This window comes from Rhizobium sp. 2MFCol3.1, assembly GCF_000377565.1.
Classification (GTDB): Bacteria; Pseudomonadota; Alphaproteobacteria; order Rhizobiales; family Rhizobiaceae; genus Rhizobium.
Genome location: NZ_KB898356.1, coordinates 73,101 through 85,399, shown reverse-complemented (window position 1 = coordinate 85,399; position 12,299 = coordinate 73,101). Strand labels below are relative to the sequence as shown.

Sequence of the window (12,299 nt, the reverse complement as noted above, 5' to 3'; positions counted from 1 at the left end):
CCAAAACAAAAAAAGAGGCGCCGGAGCGATCCGGCGCCTCTTTTCATTTGAATCGAATAGGATCAGGCCGCGTTGGAGGTCTGCTCTTCATTGAGGAAGGCATAGATCGCCGAGGCGCTGTCGGTGGCGCGCAGCTTGGCGACGAGATCGTGGTCGCGCAGCACGCGGGCGATGCGCGATAGGGCCTTCAGGTGATCGGCGCCGGCGCCCTCGGGCGCCAGAAGCAGGAAGACGAGATCGACCGGCTGATCGTCCAGCGCTTCGAAATCGACCGGCTGGTCGAGACGCGCGAAGATGCCGACGATGGAATTGACGCTTGCCAGCTTGCCGTGCGGAATGGCGATGCCATTGCCGACGCCGGTGGAACCAAGCCGCTCGCGCTGCAGGACAACGTCAAAAATCTCGCGCTCGGACAGCCCGGTGACTTTCGACGCCTTGGCCGACAATTCCTGCAGGAGCTGTTTCTTGGAGTTGACCCTGAGAGCGGGAATGATCGCATTCTGCTGCAGCAAATCTGCCAAAGCCATTTCTTTTTCCTTTTGTGCCAAGCCGGGGGAGCGGCAGATGCCTGCCGCTCCGCTCCGTTTTCTCAGCTTTTGATGTTGGCTGCGTCTATCCAGCCAATGTTGCCGTCGTGCCGACGGTAAACGATGTTCAACTGTTCGTTACCCGGGCTGCGGAAGAGCAGCAGGGGCTCGTCCGTCATGTCGAGCGCCATCACGGCGGTCGCGACGGACATGGTCTTCATCTGCTTGGTGCTTTCGGCAACGATCGCTGGTGCGAAATCATCGGCGATCTCGTCGTCATGATCCGGCATGCCATCCATGACGGTGTAGGCGACTTCTGCAAAACCATTCAGATGATTCCCGGCATGGTGATCCTTGAGCTTGCGCTTGTAACGGCGAAGTCGCTTCTCGATACGCTCGGAAGCGGCGTCGAATGCCAACTGCGGATCCATTGCCTCGCCGGCCGCGTGCAAAATCACGCCACTGTCGAGATGAACCTTGCAATCGGCGGCGAAACGGGCGTTGGCCTTTTGTACGATCACTTGACCAGAATACCCTCCGTCGAAGTATTTCGTGACGGCCACGGCAATTTGGTCCTCTATCCGCTGACGGAACGAGTCACCAATTTCCATATGTTTACCGGATACACGCACACTCATGGAGTTTCCCTTCTTATGTGGTTTGCGAGTACCAGTTTACGCCAAGCCTGACTCTCATCCAAGCACTTCGCGCAATCTCAAGCAAGATCGGCCGAAGTTCTCGGCTGTGGGCGCCCTTAGGATTGATGGGGATAACCTCTGACACCCTTCACAGCGTCAATTTGGCGCGGCTTCTAGCCAGAAGTTACCAAAAAGTCAACACACGCCCTGTTTTCTCGCGGGGGCGGGACGCGTCGGCCGCAACAGACCGAACTCCTCAGAAGCCCGCGACCTTCGCGAGCGCCCGCTTTTCCCGCCGGCGCTGGACGGAAGAAGCGATATTCATGGCTTCACGATACTTCGCGACCGTTCTGCGGGCAAGCTCCACCCCACTCCCCTTTAGGATGTCCACGATATCATCATCTGAGAGTACGGCGTCGGGGCTTTCCTGCGCTATAAGTGCGCGGATCTTGTGACGGACGGCTTCCGCCGAGTGACTATCGCCGCCTTCGACCGCGCTGATCGACACCGTGAAGAAGTATTTGAGCTCGAACAGGCCGCGCGGCGTCAGCATGTACTTGTTCGACGTGACACGGCTAACGGTGGATTCATGCATCTTGATGGCGTCGGCCACGGTCTTCAGATTGAGCGGGCGCAGATGGTCGACACCGTGGAGCAGGAAGGCATCCTGCTGGCGGACGATTTCGGTTGCCACCTTCATGATCGTCTTGGCGCGCTGATCGAGGCTGCGCGTCAGCCAGTTGGCCGTCTGCAGGCACTCCGACAGGAAGGCGTGATCATCGCCGGTCTTGTTGACCTTGGCGAAATAGGCCTGATTGACGAGCACGCGCGGCAGCGTATCCGGGTTGAGCTCCACCAGCCAGCTGCCATCGGCGCTGGGACGAACCACGACGTCGGGCATGATCGCCTCCGACACCGCGGTCTCGAAGCCACTGCCCGGCTTGGGGTTCAGCTGGCGGATCTCGCTCAGCATGTCGAGCAAATCCTCTTCATCGACACCGCAAAGCCGCTTCAGCGTCGCGAAGTCGCGGCGGGCCAGCAATTCGAGATTGCCGACGAAAGCCTGCATGGCCGGATCGAGGCGATCCTTCTGGCGCAGCTGGATCGCCAGGCATTCCGACAGGTTGCGCGCGAAGACGCCGGGCGGATCGAGCGTCTGCAGTGACGCCAGGACCCGCTCGACATCCGCCATGCCGGCACCCAGCCGTTCGGCCGCTTCCGCGAGATCGGCATGGAGATAGCCTGCCTCGTCGAGCTGATCGGCGAGATACTGGCCAATCAGCTGGTCGGCCATATCGGGCAGGACGAAAGGCATCTGCTGGGCGAGATGATCGCGCAGCGAGACCTGGCCGGCGACAAAATCGTCGAGATCATAGCCATCGGCACCGCCCTCTCCGCCACCCGGCATCGATTTCCATTGGCTGATCAGTTCGGGAGCGTCGGCGCGCTGCGGCACGCCGTCATCGGGGAAGACGTTGGCGTAGTTGGCGTCGAGTTCGTCGCTCATCCTGCCAGCGCCGGCGCCATCGGTGCGATCGGACCAATCGCCGGACATCACTTCCGAGCGGCTGTCGTAATCTTCGTCGAAGCTTTGTTCTTCGGCCTGGCGGGAGTGAGCATCGTCGTCATCGCCGGCGCGATCACTGCCTGTTTCGGCGTCATTTGACGGAAACTCAAGCAGCGGGTTCTTTTCGACTTCCTGGGCGATGAACTGGTTGAGCTCGAAGTGCGTCATCTGAAGCAGCTGGATGGACTGCATCAGCTGTGGTGTCATCACCAGCGATTGGCTTTGGCGCAGGTATAAATTGGCCGAAAGTGCCATGATGGACGCAAAACTCCCGCTCGGTTCCTCCGGGAAACAGTGTCCTATAACGGGGCTAAGGCCACTGATATCCAAGTTGGCCCAAAAATTGCTTTTTTATTCTATTTGGTCAAGCAGAAGTATGCGGCAAGGTGAATTTCCGCTGCCGAGATCCCATGATCAAAGGGACGATGTGCCCTTAGAGGCTGAAGTTGTCGCCGAGATAAAGCCTGCGGACTTCGGCATTGTTAACAATGTCGTTTGCCCGGCCATGCGTCAACACTTCGCCCGCATGGATGATATAGGCACGGTCGATCAGCCCCAGCGTCTCGCGCACATTGTGGTCGGTGATCAAGACACCGATGCCACGCGCCGTCAGGTGATGGACGAGGTTCTGGATGTCGGAGACCGAGATCGGATCGACGCCCGCGAAGGGTTCGTCGAGCAGCATGAAGGTCGGGTCGGTCGCCAGTGCGCGAGCAATTTCCAAGCGGCGGCGTTCACCACCGGACAGGGAGACCGCAGCACTCTTGCGCAGCTTGCGAATGTGGAACTCGTCGAGCAGCTCGTCGAGCTTCTTCTCGCGCTCAGCCCTATCCTTCACATGCACTTCGAGAACGGCGCGGATATTCTCCTCGACCGTCAGCCCGCGAAAGATCGAGGCTTCCTGCGGCAGATAGCCGACGCCGAGGCGCGAGCGGCGATACATCGGCATCGACGTCACGTCGTTGCCGTCGATCTCGATCGTGCCTTCATCGACAGGGACCAGGCCCGTGATCATGTAAAAACAGGTCGTCTTGCCGGCGCCGTTCGGGCCGAGCAGGCCGACGGCCTCGCCACGACGCACGACCAGCGACACGCCGTTGACGACGCGCCGGGTGCTGTACGTCTTCGTCAGACCGCGCGCGATCAGGGTGCCCTGATAGCGGCTCTTGTCAACGGCGCCATCTGCGGCGGCCTGTTGCCCGGTCTTGCCGAACATATTCGATAGCGAGAATAATTTCACGTGGCAGCCGGGGTCAGTTCTTTTTCTGGGATTGCGGATCGAGCTGGATCTGGACGCGCCCCCCGCAGCTGTCCAACTGTGCCTGACCCGTTTCCATGTGCACCGTCAGCTGGCAGCCGGTGAAGACATTGCCGCCGTCGGTCAGAACGACCTTGTCGCCCTTCAGGATGAAGAGCTGCTTTGCCATGTCGAACGAGCCGTTATCGGCGGTCGCGGTCTGCGTGCCCGAGGTGAGGTACACCTTGTTCGTCACGATGATGTGGTCGATGTCGGTGTTGCCCGACGACATCGAGGATGTCGGCGTCGTGGTTTCCGACGCCTTGGTCGCGGGCGTGCTGCCATCGGCTGCGGCCTTCGCCTTGTAGAAGACGGTCATGTGGCCGGCCTGCAGCGTGGTCGTTCCCTGAACGACCTTCACGTTGCCGGTGAAGTCGGCGGTGTGATCCTGGTCGTGGATCTCAAGCTTGTCGCTTTCGATCTGGATCGGCTGATCCTTGTTGAGCTTCAGTCCGCTCATCTGGCTGGTCGTCGCCTGCGCCATCGCGGCTCCGGCCAACAGCAGGAGTGCAAGCGCACCGTTCGTGAATACTGCGCCCGCCTTGCGGGTAGAAATGCGACAATCTTTTGCCATGGTGACCCGGGTTAAGTGCCCTGTTTGCGGATAGCGGTGGGGTTCACATTCATTCGAACGTTCCCCTCGAATGTGATCGTCCGTCCCTTATCTGTCATCTTGAGCGAGCGCGCAACAACCGATGCGCCATCTTTTTTGATGTCGACAGGGTCGCTGGTTGTAAGCTTTCCGCCCTTCACATCGACCTGCGCGGTCTGGAATTTGGCGGTCATGCCGTCGCTCATGTTGATGACGAAGGGAGACGTGATGTTCAGATTGTCGGTCGCGCGATCGTAATCGGCGGTCGTCGCCTCGACGCGGGCGACCAGATCGTCCTTGACCGGAACCACTGCCTTGACGGTTTCCAGCGAGATCAGGTTCGGGTTCTTGATGTCCTGCAGCGCCCGTTCGGCGAGCATGGAATAGTTGATACCGGAAGCGTTGCGGCCTGCGATCGCCGGCTTCAGCATCACGACCTTGCCGTTTTCGATCTTGGCGCCTTCGATCTTGATGTTCTCGGGCAGATAGGTGCGGATAACCGACACGCCGATAAAGGCGAGCGACACGATTACGGCGGCGACCGGCAGCAGAACCTTCAGCCGGCGAACGCGGGCGGAGTGAAACCGCGCGGCGCCATAGGCACTTTGCGCGGGCTTCGCATAGGCAGCCTGTCCGCCATTATCCAAGGTGTTGAGCATTCATTCGGTCCGTGTCGATGATAGGACGGCGTATATAGGGAGCGCTTTCGCCCGATCACAGTTCGTTTCGCATTATTACACTGACTTGCCAATATGGATTTTTTTCTGCAACAAGCAAGAAAACCGCAAAACCAATCGACACAGCGTTAACGCATATCTATGCACTCTACGTAAGAAGAGTTGCGTCAGACTTGCCGACCGGAGGAATAAATGGACAGCTCCATGATCGCAGATCGCCGCAGGCTGCGCCGCAAGGTCGGCTTCTGGCGCGTGGTGGCGGTACTGCTTCTTCTCGCGCTTGCGCTGGCTATTTACGGCTTTCTGTTTGCCGACAATGCAAACCGCCGCCCGCACGTTGCGCATGTGACGATCTCCGGCCTGATTACCGACGACAGCGAATTGCTCGAGCGGCTTGCCAAGATCAAGGACGAAGACGCGGTCAAGGCGCTGGTCGTCTCCATTTCCTCGCCCGGCGGCACGACCTATGGCGGCGAGCGGATCTTCAAGGCGATCCGGGCGATCGCCGCCAAGAAGCCCGTAGTCTCCGATGTCCGCACGCTTGCGGCGTCGGCCGGCTACATGATCGCGACAGCAGGTGACACGATCATTGCCGGCGACAGCTCGATCACCGGCTCGATCGGGGTCATCTTCCAGTATCCGCAGGTCAAGCCGCTGCTCGACAAGATCGGCGTCTCGATGGAGGAGATCAAATCCTCGCCGCTGAAGGCGGAGCCCTCGCCCTTCCATCCGGCCAGCGAAGAAGCCAAGGCGATGATCAACAACATGATCGTCGACAGCTATGCCTGGTTCGTCGACCTTGTGGCCGATCGCCGCAAGCTGCCGCGCGAGGATGTGCTGAAACTCGCCGACGGCACCATCTTTACCGGGCGCCAGGCGCTGAAGATGAAGCTCATCGACCAGCTCGGTGGCGACGACGAAATCCGCGCCTATCTGGCCACCAAGAACGTCAGCAAGGACCTGCCCGAGATCGATTGGAACAAGAAGAGCAGCACGCCGTTCCTGCTTGCGGGTGCTGCCTCGCAGATCATCACGCTTCTCGGTTACGGCGATCTCGCCAGAAGCCAGGACCTCCAAGGAATTCTGCCGCAGAAGTTGCTTCTTGACGGGCTCGTTTCAGTTTGGCAGGTTGGCCATGATTGATAAGAAATCAATAATTTAAGGGGGCCACCGTGATCAAGTCCGAGCTGGTGCAGATAGTTGCGGCTCGCAACCCGCATCTTTACCATCGCGATGTGGAAAATATCGTGAACGCGGTTCTCGACGAGATCACCGATGCGCTGGCGGCGGGCAACCGCGTCGAGCTGCGCGGTTTCGGCGCCTTTTCCGTCAAGAACCGTCCATCGCGCTCGGGCCGCAACCCGCGCACCGGCGACACCGTGTTCGTCGAGGAGAAGTGGGTCCCCTTCTTCAAGACCGGCAAGGAGCTGCGCGAGCGGCTGAACCCGGGACAGGCCGATCAGGACGACTGATCGCCGCCTTCAGGTCCGGCTGCGGCGAAACCGCACTTGAACTTCACGAGGTCTTTTCTATCCTGTGGCTGAACAACGCGCCGCTTACCATGAGCGTGCGTGAGCATGTGGAGGCCTGCGATGGCGAAGAAGATTATCAACCTCCTGATCTTGCTGCCGCTCGGCATCATACTGATCATTTTTTGCGTGGCCAACCGCCAGAGCGTGACGCTGGCGTTCAATCCGTTCCGCCCCGAGGATCAGGTGCTGTCGCTCTCGGCGCCGTTCTTCGTGTTCCTCTTCATCGCACTGATCATCGGCATGTTCGCCGGCTCGGCGGTGACCTGGATGAACCAGGGCAAGCATCGCAAGCGCGCCCGCAGCGAGGCCAAGGAGGCCGTCCGTTGGCAGGGTGAAGCCGACCGCCACAAGGCACGCTCGGAAGAAATCGCCGGACAGTTGCCGTCGCGGTGATGGTGCCTTTCGTCGATATCGTCGATGGCGAGCCGGATGATCACGACACGGACCGTCTCCTAGAGATCCTGCTCGAATACAATGCACCATGGACCGCGCATATCGCTGAGAAGCCTCATCTCGCTATTCTCCTTCGCAAGGAAGAGCGAGGAGAGGTGATCGGTGGGCTCTACGCTCGTGATGAATACAATTGGCTGTTCATCAAATACCTGGTGGTGCCGCAAGAATTCCGCGGCATGGGGCTGGGATCGCAATTGATGCGCCACGCAGAGGCCATCGCGCGCGAACGCGGTTATCTTGGCTTGTTTCTCGATACCTTCGAATTTCAGGCAAGACCGTTTTACGAGAAGCTCGGTTTCGAGGTCTTTGGAAGCCTTGAGGGTGATCAGGAGACGCCTGCCAGGTTCCTCCTGAAGAAGCGACTTGCAGCCACCTAAGCGCGTCGGAGACAACACCTCCGCAAGACATATTTCGGCTTGCCAAGCCCTTGCGCCGCGCCATCTGTCTTCATAGCTATGTCCAAAGAACCCGCTGCGCCCTTCTCCCAAAGCAGTTTCACTGCCTCAGCGCGTCGCTTCATGAGGATGAAACCATGAACACAGATCAGATCCTGAAATCGGTCGTCGCCGTCCGCGGCATCATTCCCGATGATGCCTATACCGCCGATACGCTCGGTACCCGGCGCGAGGGCAGCGGCGTGGTCATTAAGGACAGCGGCCTGGTGCTGACGATCGGCTATCTGATCACCGAGGCCGAGGAAGTGTGGCTCACCGCCCATGACGGACGGGTGGTGGCGGCGCATCCGCTCGGCTACGATCAGGAAACGGGCTTTGGCCTGCTTCAGGCGCTTGGCCCCCTCAACCTGCCGGCGCTTGAATTCGGCGATGCCACGTTGGCCGAGCTTGGGCAATCTGTGACGCTGATCGACGGGATCGGCGAGTTCGTCGATGCCAAGATCGTCGCCAAGCAGGAATTCGCCGGTTATTGGGAATATCTGCTCGACGAGGCGATCTTCACCACGCCCGCGCACCCCTCCTGGGGCGGAGCGGCGTTGGTCGATGGCGACGGCAAGCTCATCGGAATCGGTTCGCTGCGCTTGCAGATGAGCCAGGGTGGCGAGGTGGCGGATATCAACATGATCGTGCCGATCAACCTCCTGACACCGATCCTCGACGACCTGACCACGCGCGGACAGGTCAACAAGCCGGCGCGCCCCTGGCTCGGCGCATTCTCCGCCGAAAGCAACGGCGACGTGATCGTAATGAGCGTTGCGGAAGGCAGTCCGGCGGATCAGGCGGGACTGAAACGCGGTGACGTCATCTCGGAAATCCGCGACGGCGAGGTCGATGGGCTGGCCGATTTCTACCGTAAGATCTGGAGCAGCGGCCCCGCCGGCGCCGAGATCCCGATGCGTATCCTCCGAGACGGCCGCGAGGCTTGGCTGCGTGTGCGCTCGGCCGATCGCAATAGCTTCCTGCGCAAGCCGCAGATGCAGTGACGGGGTCAGCGCTCGGGGAAGAAGGTCATCTCTTCGTATTCGCCTTCACGCGATGAACCCTTGCCTGTCACCACGAACCCCCGAGCGCGATAGAAGGCCTTGGCGTTTTCGTTGCGGTCGAGGCACTTCAGCCGGTAAGTCTTGTCAGGCCAGTAGGGCAGCGCCTTCAGGAGAGCCTGGCCGATGCCGAGGCCGCGATACTGTTTCCTGATGTAGAGCATGTGGATGAAGTCATCGGGCGACCACAGCGTCATGAAACCCGCGATCTCGCCATCCGGCATCTCGGCGAGCCACAGAAGTTCGCCCTGCGTATGCGCGTGGAAATCCTCGTGGCGGAAAACCTGCGGGTCGACCCAAGTGAAGGTGTCGCGACGCACCGCGAGATAGATATCCGCGAGTTCTTCCAGGTCGGCCTTTTCTGGCGATCGGATGGTCCACTGCATGGTTATGGATGTAGCGGAGACGGGATGGGCTGCCAATTACCTCGTTGGACGGCAGCGGCCTTTTATTCGCCTGCCTTGGCGCTGACCGCCGCGTTGAAATCGGAGAAGAACCGCTGCGCGAGCTTCTGGGACGAGGAATCGATCAGCTTGGCGCCAAGCTGGGCGATCCTGCCGCCGACATCGGCGCCGGCGCGATAATGCAGGATGGTTTCGCCGCTATCGTCCTCGAGCGTCACATCGGCCGATCCCCTGGCGAAGCCGGCGATGCTACCCTTGCCTTCGGCAGACAGCGTGTAGCTCAGGGGTGCATCGATGTTGGAGACGCGGATTTCGCCGGTGAAGGTGAGCGGCACCATGCCGATCTTGACCCGGATCGTGGCGACGAGCTCGTTCGGACCGGTAAACTCCAGCGATTGGCAACCGGGAATGCATCCCTTGAGGATATCGGGATCGTTGAGGCCGGCCCACACGACGTCGCGCGGCGCGGTGATCCGCTCTTGTCCGACGAAGTCCATCACAATCCTCCCATTTTCACCTTGTCGAACATATCGCGGCGGGAAAGCGCTTTGCCAAGGTGAAAATGGGATGCTATTTGCACGGGCTCTATCAAATTCAGCACGCGGAACACCACGTTGAGACAAAAAGAACGCCGGCCGGGCCAGAAATCCGGCACCGGCCCCGCCAGTGGACGACGCGGCGACGAGCGCGGCAACAGCCGCCCGCCGAAGCCCGCGAACAAACCCGCAGCGCCGCAACAGGCCGCGCGCGAGCCCGCCTCCGCGCCTGCGGCACTGGAGCGCCCATTGATGGAGCGCACCGGTGAACGGCCGCCCGAGCGCGTTCCGATCATTCTCGAATCCCTCGGCGCCGGCGATTTTCATCTGATCGACAGCGGCAATGGGGAAAAGCTCGAGCAATACGGCCCCTACCGGATCATTCGTCCGGAAGGACAGGCGCTGTGGAAGCCATCGCTTCCGAAACATGTCTGGGACAAGGTCGATGCGGCCTTTACCGGCGATACCGATGAAGAGGGCACCGGCCGCTGGCGTTTTCCCAAGGAAGCGCTGGGAGAGACCTGGCCGCTCAACCTTCTCGGCGTCGACTTTCTCGGCCGCTTCACCTCGTTTCGCCATGTCGGCGTGTTTCCCGAGCAGATCGTTCACTGGACGTGGATGAAGCAGCAGGTCGAAGCCGCCGGCCGGCCGCTGAAGGTGCTGAACCTCTTCGGCTACACCGGCGTTGCATCGCTGGTCGCGGCTGCCGCGGGCGCCGAGGTCACGCATGTCGATGCCTCGAAGAAGGCGATCGGCTGGGCGCGCGAGAACCAGGCGATGAGCGGGCTTGAAAAGGCGCCGATCCGCTGGATCTGCGAAGACGCGATGAAGTTCATCCTGCGCGAGGAACGTCGCGGCAACACCTACGACATCATTCTGACCGACCCGCCGAAATTCGGCCGCGGCCCGAATGGCGAAGTCTGGCATCTGTTCGAGCACCTACCCGTGATGCTCGACATCTGCCGCGAGATCCTGTCGCCCAAGGCTGTCGGCCTCGTGCTGACGGCCTACTCGATCCGCGCCAGCTTCTATTCCATCCATGAGCTGATGCGCGAGACGATGCGCGGAGCCGGCGGCGTGGTCGAATCCGGAGAGCTGGTGATCCGCGAGGCCGGGCTTGATGGCAACACGCCGGGCCGCGCGCTCTCCACATCCCTCTTTTCCCGCTGGGTGCCGAAATGAGCCACGAACACCGCGACAACGGTCCGCGCAGGGTCGGCCAGGTGAAGGAAGTCACCTCGCTTGCCAATCCCATCATCAAGGACATCAAGGCGCTCAGCGACAAGAAGACCCGCGAGCAGAGCGGCACCTTCATGGCCGAGGGGCTGAAGCTCGTGATCGACGCGATCGAGCTTGGCTGGACCATCCGCACGCTGGTTTACGCCAAGGCCGCCAAGGGCAAGCCGCTGGTCGAGCAGATGGCGGCGAAGACCGTCGCCTCCGGCGGGCTGGTGCTCGAGGTCAGCGAGAAGGTTCTCTCCTCGATCACCCGCCGCGACAATCCGCAGATGGTGGTCGGCGTATTCGAAAACCGCTGGAAGCCGCTGCGCGACATTCGCCCGGCCAAGGGCGAGACGTGGATCGCGCTCGATAGGGTTCGCGATCCCGGCAATCTCGGTACGATCATCCGCACCGCCGACGCGGCCGGCGCTTCCGGCGTCATCCTGGTCGGCGAGACCACGGACCCGTTCTCTCTCGAGACCGTGCGTGCCACGATGGGTTCGGTCTTCGCCATGCCTGTGTCGCGCGCGACGCCAGAGGAATTCATCGCCTGGAAGAAGCAGGCGGGCGTTTCGCTGGTCGCCACGCATCTGGCCGGCTCGGTCGATTACCGCACGATCGACTACAAGGCGAAGCCCGTCGTCATCCTGATGGGCAACGAGCAATCAGGCCTGCCGGACCAGCTGGCGCGTGAAGCCGATGCGCTTGCCCGCATTCCGCAGCAGGGCCTGGCGGATTCGCTCAATCTGGCCGTCGCCAGCGCCGTCATGATGTTCGAGGCACGCCGCCACCTTCTCTCACTCACCGAGGCCAAATGACCGATCAGACGCTAGACCGCCCGACGCTGTTTTCGCGCCCGCTGCCGATCCTGATCTTCGTCGTTCTTGCCGTGGTGCTCGACCAGATCATCAAGATCGTGGTCGATCACACGCTGCCGCTTCAAGAGGCGGTGCACGTCATCCCGATGCTGGCGCTCTACCGTACCTATAATCTCGGCGTCGCCTTCTCGATGCTCTCAGGCATGGATGGGTGGTTCATCGTCGGCATGCGGCTGATCATCGTGGCCTTCGTGCTCTGGCTCTGGCACCGCACGGGCAAGCAGCGCACCTTCGCCCATCTCGGCTACGCACTGATCATTTCAGGCGCGCTGGGCAATCTCATCGACCGTTTCCTTTATGGACACGTCATCGATTACATCCTGTTCTATACCGAGACATGGTCGTTCGCGGTTTTCAACTTGGCCGATAGTTTCATCACCATCGGCGCGGGATGCGTGATTTTGGACGAGCTATTGCAACCCAAGACGGCCGATAAGTAAAATCTTAGCGGTTTGCTGAAGGCATTTGGAACAGCCGGCGTG

The 12,299-nt window shown here is 60.7% G+C and carries 16 protein-coding genes; 8 read left to right on the top strand and 8 right to left on the bottom strand.

Annotation, left to right across the window (positions count from 1 at the left end; all coding sequences use genetic code 11):
• Positions 1-62 precede the first annotated feature (62 nt).
• The 6 genes from ptsN to lptC all read right to left on the bottom strand — a co-directional run bounded on the left by ptsN (position 63) and on the right by lptC (position 5,280).
• Positions 63-527: a PTS IIA-like nitrogen regulatory protein PtsN gene (gene ptsN, locus D460_RS0109045; protein WP_018898220.1), complete on the bottom strand. Its 465-nt coding sequence runs from the start codon at positions 525-527 to the stop codon at positions 63-65.
• A gap of 62 nt (positions 528-589) precedes the next feature.
• A complete protein-coding gene (raiA, locus tag D460_RS0109040) occupies positions 590-1,165 on the bottom strand; it encodes a ribosome-associated translation inhibitor RaiA (RefSeq protein WP_026282950.1) in 576 nt (191 codons plus the stop codon).
• Positions 1,166-1,421: 256 nt separating this feature from the next.
• On the bottom strand, positions 1,422-2,987 hold the full coding sequence (rpoN, locus tag D460_RS0109035; RefSeq protein ID WP_018898218.1) for an RNA polymerase factor sigma-54: 1,566 nt from the start codon (positions 2,985-2,987) through the stop codon (positions 1,422-1,424).
• A gap of 178 nt (positions 2,988-3,165) precedes the next feature.
• A complete protein-coding gene (lptB, locus tag D460_RS0109030; protein ID WP_018898217.1) occupies positions 3,166-3,948 on the bottom strand; it encodes an LPS export ABC transporter ATP-binding protein in 783 nt (260 codons plus the stop codon).
• Positions 3,949-3,985: 37 nt separating this feature from the next.
• Complete coding sequence (locus D460_RS0109025) at positions 3,986-4,603, bottom strand: LptA/OstA family protein (RefSeq protein WP_026282949.1); 618 nt, start codon at positions 4,601-4,603, stop codon at positions 3,986-3,988.
• 11 nt (positions 4,604-4,614) lie between these two features.
• Positions 4,615-5,280, bottom strand: coding sequence for an LPS export ABC transporter periplasmic protein LptC (lptC, locus tag D460_RS0109020; RefSeq protein ID WP_018898215.1), 666 nt, complete (start codon positions 5,278-5,280; stop codon positions 4,615-4,617).
• Positions 5,281-5,490: 210 nt separating this feature from the next.
• Here lptC and sppA point away from each other — a divergent pair, with 210 nt between their 5' ends.
• The 5 genes from sppA to D460_RS0108995 all read left to right on the top strand — a co-directional run bounded on the left by sppA (position 5,491) and on the right by D460_RS0108995 (position 8,721).
• Complete coding sequence (sppA, locus tag D460_RS0109015; RefSeq protein ID WP_018898214.1) at positions 5,491-6,441, top strand: signal peptide peptidase SppA; 951 nt, start codon at positions 5,491-5,493, stop codon at positions 6,439-6,441.
• 29 nt (positions 6,442-6,470) lie between these two features.
• Complete coding sequence (locus tag D460_RS0109010) at positions 6,471-6,770, top strand: integration host factor subunit beta (protein ID WP_018898213.1); 300 nt, start codon at positions 6,471-6,473, stop codon at positions 6,768-6,770.
• Between the two features lie 120 nt (positions 6,771-6,890).
• A complete protein-coding gene (locus D460_RS0109005; protein WP_018898212.1) occupies positions 6,891-7,223 on the top strand; it encodes a LapA family protein in 333 nt (110 codons plus the stop codon).
• On the top strand, positions 7,223-7,660 hold the full coding sequence (locus D460_RS0109000; RefSeq protein WP_018898211.1) for a GNAT family N-acetyltransferase: 438 nt from the start codon (positions 7,223-7,225) through the stop codon (positions 7,658-7,660). Before D460_RS0109005 ends, D460_RS0109000 begins: the two co-directional genes overlap by 1 nt.
• Positions 7,661-7,815: 155 nt before the next feature.
• A complete protein-coding gene (locus tag D460_RS0108995; protein WP_018898210.1) occupies positions 7,816-8,721 on the top strand; it encodes a S1C family serine protease in 906 nt (301 codons plus the stop codon).
• A gap of 5 nt (positions 8,722-8,726) precedes the next feature.
• Here D460_RS0108995 and D460_RS0108990 read toward each other — a convergent pair whose 3' ends face one another.
• The gene (locus D460_RS0108990) at positions 8,727-9,164 is read right to left on the bottom strand and encodes a GNAT family N-acetyltransferase (protein WP_018898209.1); all 438 of its coding nucleotides are present in this window, start codon (positions 9,162-9,164) and stop codon (positions 8,727-8,729) included.
• 62 nt (positions 9,165-9,226) lie between these two features.
• Positions 9,227-9,679, bottom strand: coding sequence for a carbon monoxide dehydrogenase subunit G (locus D460_RS0108985; protein ID WP_018898208.1), 453 nt, complete (start codon positions 9,677-9,679; stop codon positions 9,227-9,229).
• Between the two features lie 117 nt (positions 9,680-9,796).
• On the opposite strand from D460_RS0108985, the gene D460_RS0108975 reads away from it, so the two are divergent.
• The 3 genes from D460_RS0108975 to lspA are packed head-to-tail and all read left to right on the top strand — an operon-like array spanning position 9,797 to position 12,257.
• Complete coding sequence (locus D460_RS0108975) at positions 9,797-10,900, top strand: class I SAM-dependent methyltransferase (RefSeq protein WP_018898207.1); 1,104 nt, start codon at positions 9,797-9,799, stop codon at positions 10,898-10,900.
• A complete protein-coding gene (locus tag D460_RS0108970; protein WP_018898206.1) occupies positions 10,897-11,757 on the top strand; it encodes an RNA methyltransferase in 861 nt (286 codons plus the stop codon). Before D460_RS0108975 ends, D460_RS0108970 begins: the two co-directional genes overlap by 4 nt.
• A complete protein-coding gene (gene lspA, locus D460_RS0108965; protein WP_018898205.1) occupies positions 11,754-12,257 on the top strand; it encodes a signal peptidase II in 504 nt (167 codons plus the stop codon). Before D460_RS0108970 ends, lspA begins: the two co-directional genes overlap by 4 nt.
• Positions 12,258-12,299: the final 42 nt, after the last annotated feature.